The sequence below is a fragment of the Acinetobacter sp. MYb10 genome, assembly GCF_002980175.2.
Taxonomy (GTDB): Bacteria; Pseudomonadota; Gammaproteobacteria; order Pseudomonadales; family Moraxellaceae; genus Acinetobacter; species Acinetobacter guillouiae.
In genome coordinates, this window is record NZ_CP058272.1 from 3,613,779 (window position 1) to 3,638,299 (window position 24,521).

Genomic DNA, 24,521 nt, shown 5'->3' on the forward strand with positions numbered 1-24,521 from the left:
TATGATCTATAACACTAGAATGCAGTTTGGAATTTGATACCGCCAACCCATGCATTTTCGCCATCTTTATATGCCCCAACATGACGAATATATTGCACATTTGGACGGATCGTCAGCCAATTTGTTGCATGTACACCGTAGTAAATTTCAGTGTTGTACTCTTCATCTTGTTGACGAATTTGAGTATCGTTCACATCATTGTTGATGCTGATACGAGAAAAACCGATTGCGACATCATCTTGAGGGCGCGCATCGAAAGGACCTTTATAGACCAGTCCAATATTTTGCATATTGTCGACAGTGTTTGTGTCTGAGTCATGAATGGTTAAATTAATGAAACCAGTTAAGCCACGACGTGCATCACCGTGGTGTGCTGTAAATTGTTGCTTGGCAACCAGCCATCCACCTTGTTTATGATCTGTTTCATTTGGATTTTTAATGCGTTGTGCATCGACAGTACTATAGTAATAGCCCAAACGATATTCGCCTGGCAATTTTGCAGCACTGAGTTTTGGTTGCCAAACCACTTCCGCAGGAATAATTGCACCATGTGAACCGTCTGTACTTAAGTTAAACCCCTTGCCACGTTCTAAGTTTTCAGGATTGTATTCATAAGCACCGACTTGAGCATATAAGTCAGGTTGGATGTTATATTTAACTCGCGCAGCCCATTGGCTAACAGGCCAGTTATACCATTGGTCGCCTACCCAGTTACCCACTTGAGAGCCACAAAGTGCAAGGTTTTGAAAATCACAGTCAAAGCTGTTAAAATCCTCGCCTTCGCCAAAACGACCCACTTTAATATCTAATTTTTGCTCAAAGAATTTTTTCTTGATCCAAAAATCAGTTAAGCGCCAAGTTTGACCGCGACCCCAAACTTCTTGGGTTGAGCTGAGTTGTCCTGCAAGGGCATCAGAAGTTTGCGACAATGAACGACCATTACGTTCAGTGATGGTGATTTGGGCTTCAGTGTCTTTCCATCCAAGCACTTTTTCCAAGTCTACATGACTACCAATCGCAAACTGATCTGCATACTCAGTACCATGGCTTGAATGGTTTTTTGAATCTAATAAGGTGGCTAATTCGCCGGTATAGCCGAAGCTGAAGTCATAACCTTTTTGTTGGAGCTCGGTTCTTTTTCCGTTCCAATCACCAAACATCCATGGGCTTTCTGCATTAAATGCTTCAGCTGCATGAGCACTTTGAAAAGAACTACATAAAGATAATAAGCTGATAGCCCAATAAAAGTGACCTTTAGATTTATTCATATTTGGTGACCTTGATAACACTTTGTAACTAATTATTTATAATACTCTCATATTTGTATAAAAATCTATTATTTTTGACTTTTAATTGTAATTAATGTGAGTATTTTATCTCATGGTGATAATTTTTTAATAAATGAATATTGGGTTTTTGGGTGTTTTTGGTCAATTTAATCTATTGTTTTTAAACTACTAAATTTTATTTAAAAATTAATTGAAAAACCATAGATTAAAATTGATCTGAAAAGATCAGCTTACCTGTGTAACGTATTTAGAATTAAGATTACACAGGATGCTGAGGTTACAAATTATACAAATTGTAAGTAAAATGACAGAATTGTAATTTTATTTAACTTGAATTGTGTTGTATTAAATGGGCAATTACCATTTCCCTTCACCCAGTTGTTGGCCAATATAGTGATATTGCATTTGTGATCTTGAAAACTTAATTGGACAGGCTAACTGTGGTTCAGTTTGATCAGAATTAGGCTTCAATGGCACATTGACCACCCAATTGCGTTGTTGAGAAATTTGGGACTGTAGTGCTTCATCTAAACTCAGTACGGGTTCTACGCAAACGTCCAGTTGTTCAAACAGTTGATTCCATTCAGCCAGATTTTTACTTTTAATTTTATCTCGAATCGCTTGCTTGACCATTTGACGATCTTCAGTATCGAAAGAAGCACCTTTTTGTAGAAGGATTGGCAATTCTAACGCGCTTGCCAGTCCAGCCATAAATTGTGGCTCTAAGCTACCAATAGATAAGTAACGAGCATCGGCCGTTTCATAATAATCATAAAAGGTGCCGCCATTAAGTTGTTCAGATTCACGTTGCTGCTGTTGACCACCCGCCAAACTGGCTGCGGCTGCCATATTATTGAGTCCAACCACACAATCGGTCATGGAAATATCAATATATTGTCCCAGACCACTATTTTGGCGTTCAACTACAGCAGCAAGAATACCGATGACAGCATGTAAGGAACCACCTGCTACATCTGCGATTTGAATCCCCATCGGCGGTGGTCCACTGTCTTGGCGACCACAGTGTCCTGCGATACCAGACAGGGCAATATAGTTAATATCATGTCCAGCTTTATCTTTATATGAGCCAGTTTGGCCATAACCCGTAATTGAACAGTAAATTAAACGTGGGTTAATTTCAGCCAAAGTTTGATAATCCAAACCCAAACGTTGCATCACTCCCGGACGAAATTGTTCAACGACAATATCAAACTCAGAAATCTTCTGTTTAACTTGCTCAATGCTGGCAGGATCTTTTAAATCTAAAGTGACGGATTGTTTATTTCGGTTGAGATAACTGTGTGAAGTCGCTTGTCCATTGGCATAAGGCGGGAACAAGCGCACCAGATCTGGACGCGTTGGCGATTCAATATGGATCACTTCTGCACCTAGGTCTGCAAGGTATAAAGTTGCAAATGGACCGGGTAATAAAGTGGAAAAATCGAGTACTTTCAATCCCTTTAAAGCTGTTGTCATAATTGTTTTTACCAATACTGTCTTGATTTTACACCCATAATAGAAATATAAAATTAACAAAACAATGTCATGTTCAGCCATTTACCTTGATCATTTCGGCAATTTATGATGTAAAAAGGTGATCTGCACTGTTGTAAATCGCCAATAAAACATTTTTTAGCGTCATTTAGGTCAATTGTTAGTGAACATCAAAGAGAGTGAAGGATTTACCATGAGTCGTGATACGATCAGTATCCATTTTGTGAATGCCGCCTTAACAGGTGTGAAGCGTCTAGGAATGGACGTTGACACCTTACTTTCACATGTTGGCATAGAAGCAGAATTACTTCGCCAACCTAAAGCACGTATTTCACCAGAGCAATATACACGTTTTGTGAAAATGCTGTGGATGGTGACCCAAGATGAACATGTTGGATTTGATATCCAACCTCGTCGTTTGGGATCTTTTGCCATCATGTGCCAATTGATTATCCACGCTAAAACTTTGGGTGATGCTTTAGAGTTATCATCACAATTTTATAAATTATTTGGTGATGAATGGTCGGTCGCGGTCGAACGTGATAAACATGAAGCGCGTTTAGTGCCATTGATTCCAAAAACTATGGATCCTGATCATTTTATTACTGAAAGTATGTTGATGATTTGGCATGGTTTAGCTTCATGGTTAATTGAACGTCGTATTCCTTTAGAACGGGTACATTTTGGTTACCCGCGTCCAAATCATGCAGATGAGTATGATGCGCTGTTCTTTGCACCTGTGATGCAATTTGATATGCCACGTACTGAAATTACTTTTGCCGCAGACTATTTGGATTTACCGATTCGTCAGGATGAAGCAAGTTTAGAAGAGTTTTTAAAAGCTGCGCCTGCTCAGCTTTTGGTGAAATTCAAAAATACCAATTCTTTAACTTCGCGTATTCGTGAAGTCTTAAAGAGTCAAATTGGTGAAGAAATGCCAACCTTAAATGATGTGGCTTCAATGTTGTATTTATCACCACAAACCTTGCGCCGTCGCTTGGCTGCAGAAGGTAAGAGTTACCAAGGTGTTAAGGATGCCTTGCGTCGAGATGCTGCAATTCATTTGTTGTTAAATCCTGATTTAACCTTGGAAGATGTAGCACAACAAGTGGGCTTTAGTGAAACCAGTACCTTCCATCGCGCATTTAAAAAATGGACAGGGGTTACCCCAGGGCTTTATCGTCAATTACATGGTTATCATTAATTCGACATAAGATGAATTCAAAAGTAATTTTGCTGATCCTAAGCCCAAGTGATACTTGGGCTTTTTTATGCCTGATCATTTCAGCTAAAATTTCTTGTAAGATATAAGCGATAAAGTGAAAGAATTTTCAAGAATAGGGTATTAAAAAATGATTAGACTTGCTGAGTTTGATGATGTGCAAGTACAAGATTTACTCAGAATTCATTTACATGGTATGCATGAAAACTCACCGATTGAGCATAGTTTTGCATTAGATCTAACTGCGTTACAACAACCCGAAATTAGCTTTTTTACCCTTTGGGAACAAAATGAACTTTTAGCTTGTGGTGCAATTCAAGAGTTGTCATCTACACATGCTGAATTAAAGTCTATGCGGACACATCCCAAACATTTACGTAAAGGTGCTGCAACAGAAATGCTGAAACATCTTTTATTGATTGCACAACAACGTGAATACCAAAAATTGAGTTTGGAAACGGGAACACACTCATCTTTTGAACCCGCAATTTGCTTGTATAAAAAATTTGGCTTTATCAAAGGTGCTTCTTTTTCAGAATATCAAGAGTCTGATTTCAATCAGTTCTATCATTTAGATTTATCCACTCAATAGCGCATTGAATAATCTTCGCTATGATTATGATGATTATGAAAAAAGAGAATATCGGACCTGCTTATTTTAGGTTTGAGCTAATTAGTTAGATGATATTTAAATATTTTTATACTGGATATATAGATGACATGTTTGATTAGAAAAATTGACCCTTCGGATATAGCGCAACTGATCGAAATAGAAAAATCTGCTACTCAAGCATTTTCAAGTATTCCCGAGTTATCTTGGCTTGTCGAAAGCCCAGTGTTGTCAGCACAAGATCATTTGCAATTGATTTCTTCTGCTTATGCATTTGTTGCGATTAATCAAAAGAATCAAGCTACAGGTTTTTTATATGCAGAAAGACAAGCGCTTGATTTATATATTATCGAGTTAGATGTGAGTGCCGCATTTCAAAAACAAGGGATCGGTCGGCAATTGATTGAATATGTGATTGCTACTGCTCAGGGAGAGGGCTGTGATGCTGTGACCTTAACCACCTTTCATGATGTGATTTGGAATCGACCATTTTATGAAAAATTAGGCTTTGAAAAGATCAATGCGCTTGAGATGCCTCTATATCTTGAGCATAAACTTGAGCATGAAGTTGCATATGGTTTTTCTCGTAACAGCAGATGTGCAATGAGATTGGCGCTTAAATGATTGGTAGTGATTTTGCAGTTTGATCTGGAAGTATTACTCTCTTAAAATTTATTATGTAAAAAACCATTACGGATACAATATAAAAGAGAACAATATGTGGATGTTAATGAGAACAATTTCAGCCTATCGCTTTATCGATATTATTCTAGGAATTTTTACCACTTTAGAAGATGTTGAAAAAGCGAAAATGACCTATATACAACACCGTAAAGCAAATGATCCATGGCAAGATCAAGCCTATAAGGAAACATCTTTAGAAAGTGATATAAAGATAATTCAAGTGGATGGTGAATTTCAAAATGGTCAGGTCATTTTTGAAATTAGTGAGTATTTGGAGGGTTTCGGACAGATTGTAAGGGAATTAAAAACCATTAAATGTTTCGAAAGTGAAGCATCTAGATACATTGAGCAATTGGATGCTGTGGAACATGAGTTCCCTCAGTTTGCAGCAATAGATTATTTAATGGTTGGAGTATTACATTCTGATTTAAGCGAAGATCAGCCGATAAACTTTTCTGAATATGAAGCCCATTTAGTACACACAGGAAAAAGAAAGTTTACAGATATTCTGAATATGGATTTTTTGCAGAGACCATGATCATCATTTTTTTACATTATTCTGAATGTAAAACTGAGGATTCAATACCTGAATTAAGCCATTAAAAAATGACAACGTATTTGCTTCAATTGACAAAAAATATCAACTGACTATTTCGTTCTCGTCATTGAACTCTCAACTTTATAACGTACACTCAAAGCAGATAACAACCTAGAAGTCATAAGAAGGAACAGCTATGAGCGAGGCTTACATCATTGATGCCATTCGCACACCACGCGGAAAAGGAAAAAAAGATGGTTCACTGTATGAAGTGAAACCAATTACATTATTAACCACATTGCTCAATGAATTGAAAGATCGTCACCAGCTTGATACTTCAAAAGTAGACGATATCGTACTGGGTTGTGTAACACCAATTGCCGATCAAGGCGGTGATATTGCTAAAACTGCTGCAATTGCGGCAGGCTGGGACAATGATGTTGCCGGTGTGCAAATCAATCGTTTCTGTGCTTCAGGTCTTGAAGCTGTCAATATGGCTGCACAAAAAGTACGTTCAGGCTGGGAAGATATTGTTGTTGCTGGCGGCGTAGAGTCTATGTCACGTATTCCAATGGGTTCCGATGGTGGACCTTGGGCACTGGATCCTGAAACAAATTTAAAATCACATTTTGTTCCTCAAGGGATTGGCGCGGATTTAATTGCCACGCTCGATGGCTATAGCCGTACAGATGTGGATGAGTTTGCTGCCAACTCACAACGTAAAGCTGCTGCTGCACAGGCCGCGGGACGCTTTGATCAGTCCGTGGTTGCGGTTAAAGATAAAGCTGGTGTTACGATTCTTGACAAAGATGAATTCATTAAACCGACCACAACTGCTGAAGGCTTGGCAAAACTCAATCCAAGTTTTGAAATGATGGGTGGAATGGGCTTTGATGCGATTGCATTACAACAATATCCAGAAGCGCAAAAAATTAACCATGTACATCATGCTGGAAACTCATCGGGCATTGTAGATGGCGCAGCTGTGGTGCTGATTGCTTCTGAAAAAGCAGTCAAAGAGCAAGGCTTAAAACCTCGTGCAAAAGTGTTGGCAACGGCATTGGTTGGAACAGATCCAACCATCATGCTCACAGGTCCTGCACCTGCTGCGCGTAAGGCGCTGGCAAAAGCAGGTCTCACTATTGACGATATTGACCTCTTTGAAGTGAATGAAGCCTTTGCATCTGTGGTGATGCGTTTTATGACTGAACTTAAAGTTCCTGCTGAAAAGGTCAATGTAAATGGGGGTGCAATTGCAATGGGGCACCCATTGGGCGCAACAGGTGCAATGATTCTTGGTACGCTACTTGATGAATTAGAACGTCAGGGTAAAAAACGTGGTCTAGCAACATTGTGTGTAGGTGGTGGCATGGGTATTGCGACCATTATTGAGTTGGTATAAGGAGAATAATAATGAGTGCAATTCAATATGAAAAAAATGCGGATGGCATTGTTATTTTAACGATGGACTCTCCAAACCAGTCTGCAAATACCATGAACGCTGATTTTCGTGTGGCTTTAGAAAATGTTGTGTCTAAACTTAAATCTGAAACCGATTTAAAAGGTGTGATTTATCGCTCTGCGAAAAAAACTTTTTTTGCCGGCGGTGATTTGGATGAGCTGATTGAGGCAACGCCAGAACATGCCACTGAATTCTTTAATATGACTGCCAAGCTAAAAGGTGATCTTCGTGCGATTGATACATTAGGTGTTCCTGTGGTTGCGGCGATTAATGGTACAGCGCTAGGTGGTGGTTGGGAAATTGCTTTAAGTTGCCATTATCGTATTGCTTTAAATGATCCAAAAACCAAATTAGGTTTGCCAGAAGTAACACTGGGCTTACTTCCTGGTGGCGGTGGTGTGGTGCGTATGGTGCGCCTGCTGGGTTTACAGAATGCATTCCCATTCCTTATGGAAGGTAAGCAATTCGGGGTAGATAAAGCCAAGTCTTTAGGTTTGGTCAATGAGCTTGCGGATAGCGAGCAAGACATGCTGGACAAAGCGATTGCTTGGATCAAAGCCAATCCAAAATCTCAACAGCCTTATGATATGAAAGGTTATAAAATTCCGGGTGGCGATCCTAAAACACCTGCGGTTGCTCAGATTCTGGCAATTGCACCGGCAATGCTACGTGATAAAACCAAGGGCTGTTATCCAGCGCCTGAAGCGATTATGGCTGCCGCAGTAGAAGGCGCCCAAGTTGATGTAGATACCGCTTTCCGTATAGAAGGGCGTTACTTTACTTATCTTGCAACAGGGCAAGTTGCCAAGAATATGATTGGCACGTTCTGGCATGGTTTGAATGCAATTAAAGCAGGTGCAAGTCGTCCTAAAAACATTGCTAAGTGGCAAGCGACCAAAGTGGGTGTACTTGGTGCAGGCATGATGGGGGCGGGTATTGCATATTCGACAGCAATCAAAGGCATTCAAGTTGTGCTAAAAGATGTCTCTGTGGAAAATGCTGAAAAGGGTAAAGCTTATAGTCAAAAACTATTGGATAAACGTGTTTCGCAAGGTCGTATGAGCGCGGAAAAGCGTGATCAAGTTTTAAGTTTGATTACCGCAACAGCATCTGCAGAAGACTTAAAAGACTGTGATTTGATTATCGAAGCTGTATTTGAAAATCAAGAATTAAAAGCCAAAGTGACTCAAGAAGCGGAACAATTTCTTGCCAATAATGGTGTCATGGCCTCAAATACATCAACATTACCGATCACAGGTTTAGCCAAAGCCTCTAAAGATGATACGCATTTTATTGGTCTACATTTCTTTAGTCCTGTCGATAAAATGCAATTGGTTGAAATCATCAAAGGTAAAAACACCTCTGCCGAAACCTTAGCAAAAGCCTATGACTATGTGCAACAAATTGGCAAAACGCCAATTGTGGTCAATGATAGCCGTGGTTTCTTCACCAGCCGTGTGTTTGGAACGTTTGTGCAAGAAGGTCTACGTTTACTGCATGAAGGCGTACATCCTGCACGTATTGAGATGGCAGCACTGAAAGCAGGTATGCCTGTTGGCCCATTGGCGATTCAAGATGAAGTGGCATTAACACTTTCTGAGCATGTGGCCAAAGAAACCCGTAAAGCACTTCAGGCTGAAGGTAAGGATTTACCGCTTTCAGGTGCTGATGATGTTATTGAAACTATGATTCACACCTTTGAACGTAAAGGCAAGGCTGCAGGTGCTGGTTTTTATGAGTATCCAGAAGGTGGTAAAAAGCATCTTTGGGATGGTTTAAGCCATTGGACGAAAAATGTTGATATTTCTGAGCAGGAAATGATCGACCGTTTCCTATTTGTTCAAGCTTTAGATACCTTACGTTGCTATGAAGAGCATGTGTTGGAATCTGTGATTGATGCCAATATTGGTTCGATTTTTGGTATTGGCTTTGCGCCGTGGACGGGTGGTGCGATTCAATTCTTAAATCAGTATGGTTTAGAAAAAGCTCTAGTTCGAGCGAACTCGCTTGAAGCAAAATATGGCGAACGTTTTAAAGCACCGCAAAAGTTAATTGATCAAATTCCACATGGAAAGATTATCTGATTTTTATATATTGCTTTAAAAATTGTAGATGAATGTCTCAAGCATAGATTAGACAATGATTTGCACAGAAAGAGGTCAAGTACCTCTTTCTTTTTTCGAATAGATTTTACTTTTTATAGAATAAAAGTGTATGAAAAACATGCAAAACCAGTTAGTATCTGGCTACAGCTTTAGTACAAAAAATGTCAGTAACACTTATAAAATAAAGAGAGAAAAGCAATGTCACAAAATAAAACCGAAGATCAATATAATGCGATTGATTGGTTTAAAAAATGTCTAAGTAATTATGCCAACTTTTCTGGGCGTGCTCGCCGTAAAGAATATTGGTACTTTGTATTGATACAGTTTGTTGTACTGATCATTGCAGTGATTTTAGACTCAATCATTTTTAAAAAACCGTTTGTGTTGTATTTGATCACTGTATTAGCACTGATCGTGCCTTCAATTTCAGTTGCAGCTCGCCGTTTACATGATATAGGAAAGACAGGTTGGTGGTATCTGCTTATCTTTGTTCCTTTTGGTGCCTTTGTTTTAATTTACTGGTTTGCTTCAGATACCAAGCCTGAAACAAATCAATGGGGTGGTCCTGCAAAGTAATTTTTGCAGATTAAAAAATAGGGCATTTGCCCTATTTTTTATGAATTAAATCAAAGCTAAATTTTATCTATCAAGCGAATATTTTATAGGTTAAATCGTGATAAAAGTGGATTGATTTGGTGTGTGATGGTGTTGCTAAATTTGAAAAAATAGCAATAATCGAAGGACCGACTAAAGTCTGATACTTCCCTTATAAAAGGATTGGGAATTCACATGGATTTAATACAAAGCAATGGTCAACCCCGTTATGGGCGTTTTAAAGATGTGCCGAGTAAGATTAATGTTAATCAATATATCTACAAAACCCCGTATGGCAAAGTATTAACAGGTTGGCGTAAGTATTTAAAATATAAAAAGTTTAAATTTTGTGGTATCCAGCATGAACACTATTCTATCGGTATTGCAATTGCAGATATTGGTTGGGCAGGGCATGGCTTTATTTATGTCTATGACCATTCAACGAATGAAGTTTTAGAATGGAATGCCAATACGATTTTAGGGCGAGGGACAAGCTTAGATGAGCAACCTTTGTATAGCCAAAGTCACTTTAGTAAATCACCTTTTGAATTTGAAATGCAACATGCCAATGGTGTGCGTTATATACGGGCAACTCGAAATGGTGAAGAGCAGTTAAAAGCCCGCATTTTTTGTGCAGGAACAGAGCCTTTAAGCTTGTGTAGTCCCAATGGTATTAATGGTTGGACCTATACGCAAAAGAAAACCACCTTGGCTGTAGAAGGCTTCTTTATCAATAAAGATAAAGCGCGTATAGATTTTAATGAAAAAACATTGGCATCTCTCGATGACACCTGTGGATTTCTAAGACCCGAAACAGCGTGGTTTTGGTTATCGTGTAACTTTTGGGATACGCAAGGAAACCGTATAGGCTTAAACCTCGCTTCGGGTGTAAATGAGAGTTTTGGCAATGAAAATTGTCTGTGGGTCAATGGTGTTCTATATGCAGTTGCCGATGTACTGTTTGAAAAGATAGATGCGAACCTGTGGTCAATTCGTTCTTTAGACCAGAAATTAAATCTGACAGTTGAAACCGGCTGGCGGAGATTTGAAAACTTAAATTTACGTTTGGTGGGTAGTCAGTTTAGCCAATGGCAATCACGCATTAGTGGTACGGTCGAATCTGAAGTTGGTGAGTGTATTCAATTAGACCAAGCCTATGGCTTGTTGGAACAGCATTACGCGAAATGGTAAGGCTGTTCTAATTTAAAGCTTTTTTAACCTTATAACGCGGCTTTCCAAAATGCTTCACCTGCTTGAATCGGATCATTGGTTTCGGCCAAAACATCGACCCAAACCTGATATTGTCGAATCACAGGGTGCTGGCTCGGATGAAAATCAGGTTTAAACCAATCTAGGTATTGTTCACGCATTGCTGATAATTTACCGTGTTTGCCAAAAAACCATGGAATACCTTTGAGTGCAAATTGAGCACGTTGCAAACGACTGAATCCATCGTATTTAAGCATGACATTGGCACGGTAAAAGGTAAATCCAAACATTTGTAAAGTGACAAAGGCAAGCGCAAATTTACGTAAGTTTTCAGGAACTTCTCCAACCTCTTTCATGACATCAAAAGCGACATCTCGATGTTCCATTTCTTCGATTGAATGCCAAGCAAATAGAGCACGAACAAAAGGATGGACCTCCGCTAAAGTCTCTTGTTTACTATAAAAAGTTTCTGCCATTAATGCGGTAAGATGTTCTGCTGCGGCAGTCATGGCAATGTTGTACTGTTTGGAACGATGTTTCAGTATATGCTCGAAATGTGCACCCATAAATTTTACAAACTGATCAACAGGCATGCCTTGGTGCAGCATTTCTTCATTCATTTTGTCATGTGCAATACCGTGCTGTGCTTCCTGTCGAATAAAATCCGTGACACGTTGCTGTAAATCTGGATCGGTGATTTTGTCACGCAGTGCACGAACACTTTGAATGAAATATCTTTCCCCTACAGGAAAGGTCAAACTCAGTGCATCAAACATACGGGTACGAAAAGGGTCATTATCAAACCAAAAGCGTGGAACTTCATTCAATCTAAAATCTAAATTGCTGCGAACCACAGGATCAACTTGGTGTTTTACATATGCATTCATTGTTTTATTTCTCGCATTATTCAGTTCAAATCCCTATTCAGGATAGAACTGATCGGTTTATATCAAGACAGCTATAGTCCAGCCTGCCAAAATGCTTCACCTGCTTGAATAGGATCATTGGTTTCAGCCATCGTATCGACCCAAACTTGATATTGTTGAATTACAGGGTGTTGGCTCGGATGAAAATCTTTTTTAAACCAGTCTAAATATTCATTTTTCATTGCAGATAAAATCCCTTTTTTACCGAAGAACCAAGGCAGTCCTTGCGTTGCCATTTTTAAACGTTCTATACGGCTGAATCCATCATGTTTAAGCATGATATTGGCACGGTAGAGGGTAAAGTTGAACATCATTATGGTGGTAAAGGCTAAAGCAAATCGACGTAAGTTGTCGGGGACCTCACCGACTTGTTGCATCACATCAAAGGCCACATCTCGATGTTCCATTTCTTCAATAGAATGCCACGCCAGTAAGGCTCGGACATAAGGATGTGCTTCAGATAAGGTTGCTTTATGGCGATAAAATGTTTCTGCCATCAAAGCGGTGAGATGTTCAGCGGCAGCTGTCATCGCAATATTGTATTGAGGCGAGCGTTGGCTCAATTCAAATTTAAAAATCTTACTTAAAAGTTGGATAAATTGATCGACAGGCATGCCTTGATCTTTCATGACCTGATTCATTTTGTCATGTGCAATACCATGTTGCGCTTCTTGACGAATAAAATCAGCAACACGTTGTTGTAAATCTGGATCAGTGATTTTGTCACGGAAGAGTCGGACACTTTCTATGAAATAGCGCTCACCATCAGGGAAGGTCAGACTGAGTGCGTCAAATAGTCGCGTGCGAAATGGATCTCCACCAAACCAGAAGCGAGGGACTTCCTCAAGTTTAAAGTTGAGCTTGGTTCGAACCACTGGATCGACCTGATATGTAACTAATGCATTCATTTTATTTTACTTGCATCACTGTTGATGATTTCAGTATGTCGGGATTTTGCAAGTTTGTTTTGACAGATATTGCCATTTTTTATACATTTTACGACAAAATGAAAATTTGTAATGTCAATTTTCTAAGTTAAAGGATTAAAAAGAGTGCAAGACGATGCAGGAATTACAGATCCCAAATGGTTATTTTCATCTCTGGCAGATGTATCTGTCTGAACGAGGGATTGATCTTGCGACGCTTGATTTCTTACAAGCGGATGAAAAAAAACATTTAATTGGAATTTTGTCACAGCCGATTGATACACAATCTTCCTATTTCTTCTTTCATCAACTGATTGAAAAAACCAAACAAGCGCTAGATTGCCCTCAGATCGTTTTTGAAATGGCAGAATATGTGCGACCTGAGCATTTTGGTGTTTTGGGCTATATGGCATCACGAAGTACAACCGTGGCAGAAGCTTTACAAAATATTATGCGCTTTAGTCGTTTGGTGATTGATGGTGACGAAGTTATTCCAATGCAAATGCAGCTCAAGGGAGAATATGTACATTTAATTTGGCCCTTTCATCATGAAAAATACATTCTTATTAATGAATTTACCAATGCGTTAATGATGCATCTCGCGCGTAAAATTGTACCGCCAAACCAATTTCCATTACATGCGGTGCATTTTGCTCATGCACCACAAATGGCGATGTATCATTATCTAAAGTTCTACGGCTGTGAAGTCTCTTTCCATCAACCGCAATACAGTTTTGTCTTAGCCTCAGCAGGTTTAAATTTAAAAATCCAGCAGGCAGATCCGTCCTTAATGCAGCTTTTGGTCAAGCAGGCAGAGGAAGCTATTGCATCTAAACCTCGCTATGAAACCATTGCTCAGCGTTTACATTTGATTGTGGCAGAATATTTAAAGTTAAAACAACAAGCCCCAAAAATTGAAGAACTTACTCAAGAACTTCATATATCCACCCGGACTTTACAACGACAGTTAAGTGACTTACAGACGTCGTTTAAAAAAATTGTAGAGATTGAACGGATGAAGCGTTGTGATTTTTTATTGGAAAGCCACATGCCGTTCAGTGAAATTGCGATGCAGTTAGGTTATTCAGATCAGTCAGCTTTAACCAGAGCATATAAGGCTTTTAGTGGGCAGACCCTGCTCGAGAAAAAACAACAGTTGAAGTCATTGTGAAAAAACAGTTCAAATAAATTATGCTTTTAAAAAAAGCATTTAGATAGTATTGCTACTATCTAAGTGCTTAGTATGATTGTAATTTTTTAATTTATGCACAAAACACAGGTTGATCTGATTGTTGAATTGGTTTTTTAAAACCATGATTCAGCATGATTTCAAGTTATCTTTAATTTAGGAAATCTAAATACGATTGCCAAGATTGCAAATATCGCCAATACCCAACAATAATAAATCGAACCAATCAGCTCAACAGGCGACAGTTTGGCAATTGAGCATGCAAGTAATAGTTGTGCACCGTATGGAATCAAGCCCTGAACCACACAAGAGAAAATATCCATAAATGCAGCTGCACGTTTGGGATCAACAGCATATTCTTTGGCAACTTCTCGTGCCATGTCTCCAGATAAGATGATGGCAACCGTATTATTTGCGACAAACACATTTGAGAAAACCACAAGGAAGCTAATTCCAATTTCTCCCGCACGTTGCTGACCGATTTTAAATCGGCGAGTTAAGGCATAAATACGTTGAATTAACCATTCTAAACCGCCTTCTTTTTGCATAATCGCAGATAAACCACCTAAGAACATAGAAAGTAAGGCAACTTCAAACATACCCACAAAACCATCATAAATAGCGGCATTGTACTTAAGCAGGGTAAATTCAGGATTTTCAATGATGCCAAGACAACCCGAAAGTGCTATTCCGATGGTCAGCACTGCAAGTACATGTAAACGTGTAAATGCTAAAAAGAACACGATTACATAAGGCAAAATAAGCCATAAGTTATAGTTTTTATATTCAATGGTTTGTGCATGATGACTGGTCAAAATATAAATCAATATAGTGATGATCGCAGCAGGCAGTGCAATCCAGATATTCACTCGAAATTTATCACGCAGTTCTACATTTAGGCTTCGAGTCGCTGCAATGGTGGTATCTGAAATCATGGATAAGTTATCACCAAACATTGCCCCGCTGACCACAGCACCAATTGCATAAATGGGCTGAATATCCGTTGCTTGAGAAAAACCAAAAGCAATCGGCGCACATGCAGCAATGGTTCCCATCGATGTTCCCATTGCTGTGGCAATAAAGGCCGAAATGATGAAAAGCATCGGAAGGACAAATTCAGATGGAATAATCGATAAACCAAATTGAACAGTGGAGTCCACACTACCGATTGCACTGGTTACGCTGGCAAAGGCACCTGCAAGCATAAAGACCATAAACATCAAAATTAAATTGGGATGGCTTGCACCATGCAAAAATGTTTCTATAGCGGCATTGATTTTCCCTCTATACAGCAGGATGGCCAAAATAATTGCAGGAAGAGCAGCAATAGGGGCTTTCACTTGATAAAAAGCAAACTCAGTACCAATGATCGTGTGATAAATACCACTGCCTAAAAAAATGGCTAAAAAAACAATAAGCGGCAAGAGCGCAAGCACGCTGGCTTGCACTTTAGCCTGAGAATGTGTGGTCATAAGAGGAGATAAAAAATCAGAATCCTGACTAGTATAAACAGCTTTTGCAATTTCTGAAAAATAATTAAGTGATGTGGGTGATAGGGTGTTTGGCTGTAGGGTAATGATTTAACTTTATTTTTTACTCATAATGATATTTTTTTGTAAGCTTGAAAATAGGTAGCTTTGATCATTGTCCTCAACTTGAAAATAGCGCTAAATGTATCCATGGGTTGTTTTATTATTGGTGATATAAAACAAGATACGCGAGAGCGACTATGTGACTCTATCCTTTGAGTAAAAAATAGCGTTACAATGCAGTGTCTTGTATTTATACATTTGGATGATTAAACCGTAAATAAATCCATTTTGAATTTATTTACTGGTGTTTAATGATCTAAAAACTCCTCAAGTTTGAACAATTCAAGGAATGTACAATCCTATGTCACGTTTAGCCACTCGTTTTGCACAACTTAAATCTCAACAGCGTAAGGCTTTGGTTTCTTATGTTATGGCGGGTGATCCTCAACCACATGTAACCGTACCATTGTTACATCAAATGGTTGCAGCAGGCGTAGACGTAGTTGAACTTGGATTGCCATTTTCCGATCCTATGGCAGATGGTCCAGTGATTGCACTTGCAGCAGAGCGCGCTTTAGCTGCGGGTACCAATACCTTTGATGCCTTGAATATGGTTAAAGAATTTCGCCAAAAAGATACAACAACGCCAGTTGTTTTAATGGGGTATTTAAACCCTGTAGAAGTGATTGGTTATGAAAAGTTTGTAGCTTATGCGAATGACTGTGGTGTTGATGGTGTACTTCTTGTGGATTTACCACCTGAAGAAGCACAAGATTTAGATGAAGTATTGCAAAAGTACAATATGGATCAAATCTTCTTGCTTGCACCAACCTCTACCGATGAACGTATTCAGCATGTAGTGAAACAAGCAAGTGGCTTTATTTACTATGTGTCTCTAAAAGGCGTAACGGGTGCAGCAACATTGGATACAACGGAAGTTGCAGCACGTATTGAAAAAATCAAAACCTTTACCGATATTCCAGTTGGGGTAGGTTTTGGGATTAGTGATGCCGCTTCTGCAAAAGCCGTAGGTCAAGTTGCTGATGCAGTGATTGTCGGAAGTGCTTTTGTCAAACCATTTGCAAATCTTGCACCAGAACAAGCTGTTGAAGCAGCAGTGAATAAAGTCAAGGAGCTTCGAGCCGCGCTCGATGAGTTAGTATGAATCAAGAAGTGAAATCAGGGAAAATCCTCAGCGCAACAACGCCGTGGACAGATCGTACAGTTCCAGGCATCCATATGCCTGACCAACAACAAACACTCAAAGCGACGTTTACAGAACCAACCATTGAGTGCCCTGAATGTCATGCACTCGTGACTCGTACTGCAATGTCTTTCAATGCCTATGTTTGTCCATCATGCGATGAACATTTGAAAATGAAAGCACGTGATCGTTTAAATTGGTTTTTTGATAATGTGACCACTGAACTTGGTCAAGAATTTGCAGCAAAAGATCCTTTACATTTTGTAGACAGCAAGCCTTATCCAGAGCGTATTAAAGAAGCGCAGGAAAAAACAGGTGAAACTGAAGCCCTTGTGGTGATGCAAGGTCAAGTTAAAAATATTGCAATGGTTGCATGCGCATTTGAATTCGACTTTATGGCTGGATCAATGGGTACTGTGGTCGGTGACCGTTTTGTACAAGCTGCTGAAAAAGCGATTAAAGATAAGCAACCACTGATTTGTTTTGCTGCTTCAGGCGGTGCTCGTATGCAGGAAGGCATGTTGTCTTTGATGCAAATGGCGCGTACCTCTGCGGCGATTCAAAAAATCAAAGATGCACATCTTCCGTATATCGTGGTATTAACCCATCCAGTGTATGGTGGTGTAACAGCATCATTGGCAATGTTAGGTGATGTACATATTGCTGAACCTAAAGCGATGATCGGTTTCGCGGGTAAACGTGTGATTGAACAAACAGTACGTGAGAAGCTGGAAGAACCGTTCCAACGTGCGGAATTTTTGCTTGATCATGGTGTAATCGATCAAATTGTTCATCGTCACGCATTACGTGATACTGTATATCGTATTGTAGCGAAACTGATGAATTTGCCTTGAACAACCAAACAGCACCTTTAAATACTGATGATTTACAAACATGGCTCGATTATTGGAGCCATGTTCACGTTACAGGGATTGATTTAGGCTTAGAGCGCGTGATTCCTGTGGCAGAACAACTCGGGGTGATTAACCCTAAAGCCAAAGTGATTACCGTTGCTGGAACAAATGGCAAAGGTTCAACCACAACAACACTCGCTGCGATTCTGAATGCGCAAGGGCTGAATGTTGGTTTATACCAGTCTCCACATATTTATCGTTTTAATGAACGGGTTAAACTGGCTGGACAAGAAGTTGATGATCAAACTTTGATTGATGCTTTTGTTGCGGTTGATCAAGCCCGCCGTATTTGTGATTTATCTTTATCTTTTTTTGAAGCCACGACTTTGGCTGCATTTGTTATTTTTAAACAAAAACAATGTGATGTTTGGGTACTTGAAGTCGGTCTTGGTGGTCGTTTGGATGTGGTCAATGTGATTGATCCAGATGTGGCTGTGATTACCAATATTGGTTTAGATCATACCGATTGGCTGGGCGATACGATTGAAAAAATTGCTTATGAAAAAGCCGGTATTATTCGAGCAAATATCCCTGTCATTTTTGCCGGTACACAAGACATACCACAAGCGATACAACATAAAGTACAAGAAACCAATGCCACGCTGTATGCGCTAAACCATGATTATTTTTATGATAATTCAGAAGATGGTCAATCTTGGAATTTTGCAAGCTCAGGAACGACTTTAAAACTTCCTTTAGGACACTTGGCACTGGAAAATATTTCTACGGCTGTCGCTGCAATTTTGGTGAGCGGTTTAACGGTTTCACAACAGGCAATTTCGCAAGGTATTCAGAACGCACAATTGTCAGGGCGCTTTGAAATTAGAAAAATACACGATAAAACAGTAATTTTTGATGCGGGACACAATCCGCATGGTGTAGAATTTTTGTTAAAGCAATTGCGAAAATTCCTAGAATACAATAAACAGTACACAGAAGTTGTCTCTGTTTTTTCAATGTTGTCCGACAAAGATGTAGATTCTGTGGTCAAGTTGTTGAAAAATACTGTATTAAAGTGGAAAATTGCACCGTTAACTGTGCCTCGTGCGGCATCATTGGAACAATTACAAACTGCTTTACAGCATGAGACAGTTGAACAGTTTGATTGTGTACAAGCAGCATTTCAATCAGCGCTTGCAGAAACCAATAATAATCAGCTGATTTTGGTGTGTGGTTCATTCCATACCTTAGAAGCGGTCTGGGAGTATTTAGACGAATGTCAATGAATAACAAACAACGCTGGATGGGTGGTGTTGTTTTATTAAGTGGTGGTGTTCTATTGGCGGCATTGCTTCTAAAAGGTAAAGAAGAAATCCACCAAAGCCAAGTAGAGACACAGCCGACAAGCCAAGCTCAGCAAAATAAAGCGACACCTGCTGGTGAGCCTGTGCAATTGCAGCCGTTGACTGTCGATGTTGCGACTGAAAAACGTCTGTTAGAAGAGCAGAAGCGTGCCCGTGAAAAAGCGGTTGCTGAACAAGAAGCAAAAGCAGCAGATTTTTTACGTATGCAACAACAGGCAGAAGCAGATGCTGCACGTAAAGCGGCTGAAGAGTATGCTGCTGCAAATGCAAGACGTGGTGCAGCTGCTGCCGCGGCACAGGAAGGGGCTGATATTCCTCCTGAGCTGGTACAGGATGAAAAAGCCAAAGCACAACAGAAAGCAGCAGAGCAGAAAAAACTTGAACAGCAAAATGCTCAATTAAAACAAAAAGCCGATGCTGAGAAAAAGTTAGCTGAGCAGAAGCGTCAAGCTACCGCAGAAGCAGATAAAAAGGCCGCTGAAGAAAAGAAACGTAAATTAGAAGAACAACAAAAAGCAGATGAAAAACGTAAGCTAGATGCTGAAAAGAAAGCCGCTGCTGAGAAAAAGCAAGCGGAAGACAAGAAAGCAGAAGCGGATAAAAAACACAAAGCACAAGAAGAAGCAAAGAAAAAAGCGGAAGCTGAAAAAGCACGTGATTTGCTTGAAAATGGTGATAAGCAATGGATGGTACAAGTTGCGCTTGCCGCTAATGAAGCCAATGCAGATGCTGTCGCTGCTAAATTACGTGCCAAAGGGTATAAAGTGACCAAGAGTCCAACCTCAAAAGGTATTCGTATTATGGTTGGACCATCGAAAGATCGAGAGACTGCGGATTCAGCACGTAAGAAGATCAATTCTGATGCGAGTCTAGGCATGAAGTCGGCTTGGGTAATCGAGTGGGTACCTCTAGACCGACGTTAAACGCTATGAGTTAGGTATTTTTGGTTGAAGATGGATTCGCGAGTTGCTCACGGATCCATTTTATATTTTCAGGGGTAAAAAGTTTTTCAATATTGCCCCAGATTGGATGAAAGCCATAACCGCCATGCTTCATTTCATTTAAAGCATCATTCACAGACCAGTTCTCAAAAATAATTCGGTACATTGCAACACTTGCCCCAGTACGATCAGAACCGTGATAGCAATGGATTAAAACTTTCTGGTTGTTATCTTTCGCAACTTGAATCGTTTTCATGACATTGAGTAGATCATGACGATCAATTGCCCAAGTATTGATTGGGATATGAACCAATTGAAAGTTTTGCTTTGAAAGTACTGTTTTATCTTTATTGCGACTTCTTAAATTAATCACGACATCAATTTGATTGGTTTTTAACTCAGGAATAAGTTCAGCACTGGGTTGTTCACTACGAAAAACGGTGTCACTGATCCGATAAAAATTATACTGTGGAGCAACGATGCTTCCCCATTGTTTTGGGCGCTCATGATCTGGAAGTGCAGCAGTTGTCATACATGCTGAAAGCTGTACGCTGAGTGCGAAAATAGTGGTATAACGTAATAATTGAGATTTAAGCATGTTTTAAATATCGGTCTAGTTCAACAGGATCGTGGGCACAGATAATTTCAATTTTTGCTTCATTCTGTGCAAGCTGTTGCAGTTGTGATAATGTTTTTAAGCGCAATGTATTATCTTCCGCTAGGAGATATTCAATTTTGTCGAGCGCGCGTAATTTATTCTTGGGGTTGAGTTCTAGATGATTAAAATAAGCATCTCCACAGAACAATAACCATCTATCTTGTTGTTTGATCGCTATACCGCAATGTCCTACAGTATGACCGACTAAAGGAATCAATAAAATTTCATCATTGAAAATATTAAAACCTTGAACTTTTTGGAAGTTAAACCATGCTTCGCCTTTTTTAGGTTCAAGAAAATTCCAGTAACGATGATTTTTAAATTGTTGTTGTCGATAACGCAATTTATTCATGACTGAAAGTTTTTGTGCTGCATTAAACTCACTAGATAAGATGTGAACCGTGGCATTGGGAAAGTCTGAAATACCACCTGCATGATCTAAGTCTAAATGACTGACCAAAATATGTTGAACATCGGATGGTTTAAAACCCAATTGTTGAATTTGAGAAATGGCTGTGAGATTGAAATCAGCTTGTATACCACTGATTTTAGTAAAAGCTTTACCTAATCGGGTTTGCGGATGTAAGTAGTCTTGCATCCCAAAACCAGTATCGACCAATACAAGGCCTTTGTCTGTTTCAATCAATAGGCAATGACACACCATTTTGCCATACAAACCTTTTTGTCCGTATAGTGGTGCGCATATCGGACACATGGTTCCACAATGTAAATGATGTACTTTATAAATCATAATTAAGCATTTGTTTTTAGGATTGTGCTTTGTTTATAAACTGAATTGAGAAAAATACCAATCTAAAAATGATAGAGTTATGGTAATTCAATTATTCATGTTGAAATTAGGGGGAGCAGTTAAAGTTTCAAAATTGGATATTTAGAAACTTTAAATTTATCATTTTTAACATCAAAGCGTTAAGTTTAGTAATCGTTAAAATATGATATTTCAATCTTTAAGTATTTGTTTATTATTTATAAAATTTAAAAAATGTATTGAATTTGTAGTGTAAAAATATATTATTTCTTTAGCTTTAATCATAAAAATACGAGTAACGTGAGAAAGAAATGAATATAAAATTTGTATCAGTTGGAATATTAATTATCGCGGGTTTGTTTTTTGGTAATGAATATTATTGGAAAAAGCAGTTTGAACAACGTGCTAGAGAAGACTATCAGTCGTTTGTATCTATAACGAAAATTAATGACACCATTGAGCGAGTAGGCTTGCCAATTAAACTTGATGCACTTAATCATTATCCACATATTTTAGTTTACACCAACATCACTCAAGCTTTACCTCGTTCTGTGACCCAAGAGCGCTTACGTACAGAATTTAAGAAAATCAGTCATGGTTTATCTTGTGGTTATTTTGAATATATACATCAAAAAGAAGCTGAGGATAAGTATAAGGATATTACTCAAGGCATTGTTACTGTAGTAGAAAAAGATCAGGTGGCTATAACGACTATTTATAAAAATTATTTAGGCGAAGTCTTGTATGAAAACAAACAAGTACTTGCCCAATGTCCAGAATTTATCACGCTAAAACAAAGTATTGATTAAGTCGGTGTAATTTGAGCTGATACTTTTGGATCTAATCTAAGGAAAAGAGGATAAGCGCTTATTCAAAAGCGCTTACATCACCTACACCACGACGAATAATTTCAGGGTTCGCTCCTGATAAATCAACGATACTGGTGGTGGTTAAGGTACCTAAACCACTGTCAATAAACACATCAATACGTTTTTCCAATAATTGTTCAATATCGTAGGGATCATCCATTGGTGCATCTTGACCAGGTAAAATCAAAGTACTGGTCAGTAAGGGTTCTCCCAACTCTTTTAATAGCATCTGACAGACGGGATTACTTGGAACACGTAAGCCGATGGTTTTTTTCTTGGGATGCATCAAGCGTCGCGGAACTTCACTGGTTGCGGGTAAAATATATGTGGTTACGGCTGGGGTATTGGCTTTAAGTAGACGATACATTGCATTGTCTACTTTGGCATAGGTTGCAATATCAGATAAATCTGCACAGATAATCGCGTATTGATGCTTTGCCCCTAGACCGCGGATCTGAGCAATACGCTCCATTGCACTTTTATTTCCAATCTGACAGCCGATTGCATAAGCCGCATCAGTTGGGTAAACCACAACATCACCTGCTCGAATTCTTTCAACTGCTTGGCTGATTAAACGTGGTTGAGGATTGTCAGGATGTACTCTTAAATGCAGCATATTTATTCTCCTGATTTATTGTTAATTCAATTATTACTTGGGAAAGTAAATCGTTGCAATCAATGTTTTAAAAAAATTACGGGTTTAATCAAGATCGTTACGATTAAATTCAGTGCTTTGTAATGTTTTGCCACCTCGAGTACATAGACAAATACACTGAATGAAGTGCTTTGCATCGCGTGGAAGTTTGGTTTTACCCGAAAAAAAATCCTGAACTTGTGCATAAACATTGTCTTTAAATGTCGAGCCGTCACCACCTTCACCAGTCAGATTATCCAGCGAAACTCGAAATTTTCGTCCAAATGCTTTGGAAAATAACCATTCAATGGCTTGAGGCTTGATTTCAACCTGCTCAAATAAGGCTTGTTGTTCAGCTGTACGACCATCGGGTGCATACCAATAACCGAGATCAGGCAATAAACGGCGCTGTTCTCCGGCAATGCTCCAATGACTAATTTCGTGCAGAGCGCTGTTGAAAAAACCATGCGCAAACTGAATACGGGCAGGGCTGTGTTCGCTAGCAGGGAAATACTCTGGTTCAAAATCACCACGAACAAGCGTCACATTTAAGTGGGAAAACCAGTGATTAAAGTGTAAGATAAGCCAATCAACGTGTTGCACTTCTGTTTGTAAGTTAGCCCATGATAAGCGTTGCACATCGGTGGCTTGCAATGTGTTTTCAGAAGTTAAATGCGTATTGAATTGTAATGAAGTAGTGACTTCAGGTTGCGGCTGCAACTGATGCATGGCTTGTATTACTCAAGAGATCTGTCTAAATAAGTACAAAATTGTATCTTAATCTTTGACAGAGTACCTATGAATTTGTAGAATTGCCGCCTTAATTATGTCAGCAAATACCTTTCCGGCACAGATAGAGCCGTTTAAATGGGCTGAACAAGGCTTTACATGGTCAGGTACCCTGCCATTGTCTCGCTTTGTTCGTATTTCCCGTGAAGCTGTTGGATCAATTGATGATCAATTGATCAATATAGACTGTAAGCTATCAATGGATGCGTATCATCGTATTGTTTGGCTAGATGGTCATGTAGATACTAAAGTTCCAATGGAATGTCAGCGTTGTCTGGATTCTGTTGAAATTACGTTAGTTTCTGACTTCCATTTGGCTTTAATAGATGATGAGTCACTGATAGAGCGCTTGGATGAGGATGCTGATTTCATCGTACTAGGTGAAAGTGAAGCAACAATTAAAGGGGATTATCTAACCAATACTCCTTCGACTGTTGATTTACTTGCACTTTTAGAAGATGAATTGTTATTGTTGATGCCTCTGTCTCCTAAGCATGACGCTTGTGAACATAAGCATCAACCAGCCGTTCAGGACACTGTTGAAGAAAAACGGGATAATCCGTTTGAAGTTTTGGCAGGTTTGAAGGGTAAACTTAACTAAATTTTGTGTTATACTGTTAAGTTAAGACAACCGAATTTGTTCTGATCCATTTTTTCGA

General features: G+C 39.2%; 24 protein-coding genes. 15 read left to right on the top strand and 9 right to left on the bottom strand.

Features of this window, described 5'->3' with window-relative positions; genetic code table 11:
- Window positions 1–14 precede the first annotated feature (14 nt).
- Both CQZ96_RS16935 and CQZ96_RS16940 read right to left on the bottom strand, forming a co-directional pair.
- A complete protein-coding gene (locus CQZ96_RS16935; protein ID WP_004724012.1) occupies window positions 15–1,268 on the bottom strand; it encodes a carbohydrate porin in 1,254 nt (417 codons plus the stop codon).
- Window positions 1,269–1,646: 378 nt separating this feature from the next.
- Complete coding sequence (locus tag CQZ96_RS16940; RefSeq protein ID WP_105714477.1) at window positions 1,647–2,765, bottom strand: CaiB/BaiF CoA transferase family protein; 1,119 nt, start codon at window positions 2,763–2,765, stop codon at window positions 1,647–1,649.
- Between the two features lie 211 nt (window positions 2,766–2,976).
- Here CQZ96_RS16940 and CQZ96_RS16945 point away from each other — a divergent pair, with 211 nt between their 5' ends.
- The 8 genes from CQZ96_RS16945 to CQZ96_RS16980 all read left to right on the top strand — a co-directional run bounded on the left by CQZ96_RS16945 (window position 2,977) and on the right by CQZ96_RS16980 (window position 11,189).
- On the top strand, window positions 2,977–3,987 hold the full coding sequence (locus CQZ96_RS16945) for an AraC family transcriptional regulator (protein ID WP_004724010.1): 1,011 nt from the start codon (window positions 2,977–2,979) through the stop codon (window positions 3,985–3,987).
- Between the two features lie 148 nt (window positions 3,988–4,135).
- Complete coding sequence (locus tag CQZ96_RS16950) at window positions 4,136–4,597, top strand: GNAT family N-acetyltransferase (protein ID WP_004817773.1); 462 nt, start codon at window positions 4,136–4,138, stop codon at window positions 4,595–4,597.
- Between the two features lie 123 nt (window positions 4,598–4,720).
- Window positions 4,721–5,239 (top strand): GNAT family N-acetyltransferase, encoded by a 519-nt coding sequence (locus CQZ96_RS16955; RefSeq protein ID WP_105714436.1) that lies wholly within the window; start codon window positions 4,721–4,723, stop codon window positions 5,237–5,239.
- Window positions 5,240–5,333: 94 nt separating this feature from the next.
- Window positions 5,334–5,837 (top strand): hypothetical protein, encoded by a 504-nt coding sequence (locus CQZ96_RS16960; RefSeq protein ID WP_105714435.1) that lies wholly within the window; start codon window positions 5,334–5,336, stop codon window positions 5,835–5,837.
- Between the two features lie 196 nt (window positions 5,838–6,033).
- Window positions 6,034–7,239: an acetyl-CoA C-acetyltransferase gene (locus tag CQZ96_RS16965; protein ID WP_056513993.1), complete on the top strand. Its 1,206-nt coding sequence runs from the start codon at window positions 6,034–6,036 to the stop codon at window positions 7,237–7,239.
- An 11-nt stretch (window positions 7,240–7,250) separates the two neighbouring features.
- Window positions 7,251–9,383: a 3-hydroxyacyl-CoA dehydrogenase NAD-binding domain-containing protein gene (locus tag CQZ96_RS16970; RefSeq protein ID WP_105714434.1), complete on the top strand. Its 2,133-nt coding sequence runs from the start codon at window positions 7,251–7,253 to the stop codon at window positions 9,381–9,383.
- Window positions 9,384–9,602: 219 nt separating this feature from the next.
- A complete protein-coding gene (locus CQZ96_RS16975; RefSeq protein ID WP_105714433.1) occupies window positions 9,603–9,980 on the top strand; it encodes a DUF805 domain-containing protein in 378 nt (125 codons plus the stop codon).
- 213 nt (window positions 9,981–10,193) lie between these two features.
- Entirely contained in the window at window positions 10,194–11,189 is a 996-nt protein-coding gene (locus tag CQZ96_RS16980; protein WP_105714432.1) for a DUF2804 domain-containing protein, read from the top strand.
- A 29-nt stretch (window positions 11,190–11,218) separates the two neighbouring features.
- Here the strand turns inward: CQZ96_RS16980 and CQZ96_RS16985 are convergent, their stop codons facing one another.
- Both CQZ96_RS16985 and CQZ96_RS16990 read right to left on the bottom strand, forming a co-directional pair.
- Complete coding sequence (locus CQZ96_RS16985; protein ID WP_056514002.1) at window positions 11,219–12,094, bottom strand: metal-dependent hydrolase; 876 nt, start codon at window positions 12,092–12,094, stop codon at window positions 11,219–11,221.
- Between the two features lie 71 nt (window positions 12,095–12,165).
- Window positions 12,166–13,041, bottom strand: coding sequence for a metal-dependent hydrolase (locus CQZ96_RS16990; RefSeq protein ID WP_056514003.1), 876 nt, complete (start codon window positions 13,039–13,041; stop codon window positions 12,166–12,168).
- A 154-nt stretch (window positions 13,042–13,195) separates the two neighbouring features.
- On the opposite strand from CQZ96_RS16990, the gene CQZ96_RS16995 reads away from it, so the two are divergent.
- Entirely contained in the window at window positions 13,196–14,230 is a 1,035-nt protein-coding gene (locus CQZ96_RS16995) for an AraC family transcriptional regulator (protein WP_105714431.1), read from the top strand.
- Between the two features lie 158 nt (window positions 14,231–14,388).
- Here the strand turns inward: CQZ96_RS16995 and CQZ96_RS17000 are convergent, their stop codons facing one another.
- Window positions 14,389–15,720 (bottom strand): Na+/H+ antiporter NhaC family protein, encoded by a 1,332-nt coding sequence (locus tag CQZ96_RS17000; RefSeq protein ID WP_105714430.1) that lies wholly within the window; start codon window positions 15,718–15,720, stop codon window positions 14,389–14,391.
- A gap of 421 nt (window positions 15,721–16,141) precedes the next feature.
- On the opposite strand from CQZ96_RS17000, the gene trpA reads away from it, so the two are divergent.
- The 4 genes from trpA to CQZ96_RS17020 are packed head-to-tail and all read left to right on the top strand — an operon-like array spanning window position 16,142 to window position 20,125.
- Window positions 16,142–16,945 carry a tryptophan synthase subunit alpha gene (gene trpA / locus CQZ96_RS17005; protein ID WP_004723986.1) on the top strand — a complete coding sequence of 268 codons (804 nt, stop codon included), beginning with the start codon at window positions 16,142–16,144 and terminating at the stop codon, window positions 16,943–16,945.
- Window positions 16,942–17,838 (top strand): acetyl-CoA carboxylase, carboxyltransferase subunit beta, encoded by an 897-nt coding sequence (gene accD, locus CQZ96_RS17010; RefSeq protein ID WP_004723984.1) that lies wholly within the window; start codon window positions 16,942–16,944, stop codon window positions 17,836–17,838. Before trpA ends, accD begins: the two co-directional genes overlap by 4 nt.
- Complete coding sequence (gene folC / locus CQZ96_RS17015) at window positions 17,835–19,124, top strand: bifunctional tetrahydrofolate synthase/dihydrofolate synthase (RefSeq protein ID WP_105714429.1); 1,290 nt, start codon at window positions 17,835–17,837, stop codon at window positions 19,122–19,124. Before accD ends, folC begins: the two co-directional genes overlap by 4 nt.
- Window positions 19,115–20,125: an SPOR domain-containing protein gene (locus CQZ96_RS17020; protein WP_105714428.1), complete on the top strand. Its 1,011-nt coding sequence runs from the start codon at window positions 19,115–19,117 to the stop codon at window positions 20,123–20,125. Before folC ends, CQZ96_RS17020 begins: the two co-directional genes overlap by 10 nt.
- Before the next feature lie 10 nt (window positions 20,126–20,135).
- Here CQZ96_RS17020 and CQZ96_RS17025 read toward each other — a convergent pair whose 3' ends face one another.
- Both CQZ96_RS17025 and CQZ96_RS17030 read right to left on the bottom strand, forming a co-directional pair.
- Complete coding sequence (locus CQZ96_RS17025) at window positions 20,136–20,741, bottom strand: dual specificity protein phosphatase family protein (RefSeq protein WP_105714427.1); 606 nt, start codon at window positions 20,739–20,741, stop codon at window positions 20,136–20,138.
- On the bottom strand, window positions 20,734–21,552 hold the full coding sequence (locus tag CQZ96_RS17030; RefSeq protein ID WP_105714426.1) for an MBL fold metallo-hydrolase: 819 nt from the start codon (window positions 21,550–21,552) through the stop codon (window positions 20,734–20,736). Before CQZ96_RS17030 ends, CQZ96_RS17025 begins: the two co-directional genes overlap by 8 nt.
- A gap of 329 nt (window positions 21,553–21,881) precedes the next feature.
- On the opposite strand from CQZ96_RS17030, the gene CQZ96_RS17035 reads away from it, so the two are divergent.
- Window positions 21,882–22,379: a hypothetical protein gene (locus CQZ96_RS17035; RefSeq protein ID WP_056514021.1), complete on the top strand. Its 498-nt coding sequence runs from the start codon at window positions 21,882–21,884 to the stop codon at window positions 22,377–22,379.
- 58 nt (window positions 22,380–22,437) lie between these two features.
- On the opposite strand, the gene CQZ96_RS17040 is transcribed toward CQZ96_RS17035, so the two are convergent.
- Both CQZ96_RS17040 and CQZ96_RS17045 read right to left on the bottom strand, forming a co-directional pair.
- On the bottom strand, window positions 22,438–23,055 hold the full coding sequence (locus CQZ96_RS17040) for an L-threonylcarbamoyladenylate synthase (protein ID WP_004817743.1): 618 nt from the start codon (window positions 23,053–23,055) through the stop codon (window positions 22,438–22,440).
- A gap of 84 nt (window positions 23,056–23,139) precedes the next feature.
- Entirely contained in the window at window positions 23,140–23,802 is a 663-nt protein-coding gene (locus tag CQZ96_RS17045) for an elongation factor P hydroxylase (RefSeq protein ID WP_105714425.1), read from the bottom strand.
- A 97-nt stretch (window positions 23,803–23,899) separates the two neighbouring features.
- On the opposite strand from CQZ96_RS17045, the gene CQZ96_RS17050 reads away from it, so the two are divergent.
- Window positions 23,900–24,463, top strand: coding sequence for a YceD family protein (locus tag CQZ96_RS17050; protein ID WP_004723966.1), 564 nt, complete (start codon window positions 23,900–23,902; stop codon window positions 24,461–24,463).
- Window positions 24,464–24,521 lie beyond the last annotated feature (58 nt).

Coding starts and splice junctions, on each gene's coding strand:
- CQZ96_RS16935 (WP_004724012.1), bottom strand. CDS start 1,268: ATGAATAAATCTAAAGGTCACTTTTATTGGGCTATCAGCTTATTATCT.
- CQZ96_RS16940 (WP_105714477.1), bottom strand. CDS start 2,765: ATGACAACAGCTTTAAAGGGATTGAAAGTACTCGATTTTTCCACTTTA.
- CQZ96_RS16945 (WP_004724010.1), top strand. CDS start 2,977: ATGAGTCGTGATACGATCAGTATCCATTTTGTGAATGCCGCCTTAACA.
- CQZ96_RS16950 (WP_004817773.1), top strand. CDS start 4,136: ATGATTAGACTTGCTGAGTTTGATGATGTGCAAGTACAAGATTTACTC.
- CQZ96_RS16955 (WP_105714436.1), top strand. CDS start 4,721: ATGACATGTTTGATTAGAAAAATTGACCCTTCGGATATAGCGCAACTG.
- CQZ96_RS16960 (WP_105714435.1), top strand. CDS start 5,334: ATGTGGATGTTAATGAGAACAATTTCAGCCTATCGCTTTATCGATATT.
- CQZ96_RS16965 (WP_056513993.1), top strand. CDS start 6,034: ATGAGCGAGGCTTACATCATTGATGCCATTCGCACACCACGCGGAAAA.
- CQZ96_RS16970 (WP_105714434.1), top strand. CDS start 7,251: ATGAGTGCAATTCAATATGAAAAAAATGCGGATGGCATTGTTATTTTA.
- CQZ96_RS16975 (WP_105714433.1), top strand. CDS start 9,603: ATGTCACAAAATAAAACCGAAGATCAATATAATGCGATTGATTGGTTT.
- CQZ96_RS16980 (WP_105714432.1), top strand. CDS start 10,194: ATGGATTTAATACAAAGCAATGGTCAACCCCGTTATGGGCGTTTTAAA.
- CQZ96_RS16985 (WP_056514002.1), bottom strand. CDS start 12,094: ATGAATGCATATGTAAAACACCAAGTTGATCCTGTGGTTCGCAGCAAT.
- CQZ96_RS16990 (WP_056514003.1), bottom strand. CDS start 13,041: ATGAATGCATTAGTTACATATCAGGTCGATCCAGTGGTTCGAACCAAG.
- CQZ96_RS16995 (WP_105714431.1), top strand. CDS start 13,196: ATGCAGGAATTACAGATCCCAAATGGTTATTTTCATCTCTGGCAGATG.
- CQZ96_RS17000 (WP_105714430.1), bottom strand. CDS start 15,720: ATGACCACACATTCTCAGGCTAAAGTGCAAGCCAGCGTGCTTGCGCTC.
- trpA (WP_004723986.1), top strand. CDS start 16,142: ATGTCACGTTTAGCCACTCGTTTTGCACAACTTAAATCTCAACAGCGT.
- accD (WP_004723984.1), top strand. CDS start 16,942: ATGAATCAAGAAGTGAAATCAGGGAAAATCCTCAGCGCAACAACGCCG.
- CQZ96_RS17020 (WP_105714428.1), top strand. CDS start 19,115: ATGTCAATGAATAACAAACAACGCTGGATGGGTGGTGTTGTTTTATTA.
- CQZ96_RS17025 (WP_105714427.1), bottom strand. CDS start 20,741: ATGCTTAAATCTCAATTATTACGTTATACCACTATTTTCGCACTCAGC.
- CQZ96_RS17030 (WP_105714426.1), bottom strand. CDS start 21,552: ATGATTTATAAAGTACATCATTTACATTGTGGAACCATGTGTCCGATA.
- CQZ96_RS17035 (WP_056514021.1), top strand. CDS start 21,882: ATGAATATAAAATTTGTATCAGTTGGAATATTAATTATCGCGGGTTTG.
- CQZ96_RS17040 (WP_004817743.1), bottom strand. CDS start 23,055: ATGCTGCATTTAAGAGTACATCCTGACAATCCTCAACCACGTTTAATC.
- CQZ96_RS17045 (WP_105714425.1), bottom strand. CDS start 23,802: ATGCATCAGTTGCAGCCGCAACCTGAAGTCACTACTTCATTACAATTC.
- CQZ96_RS17050 (WP_004723966.1), top strand. CDS start 23,900: ATGTCAGCAAATACCTTTCCGGCACAGATAGAGCCGTTTAAATGGGCT.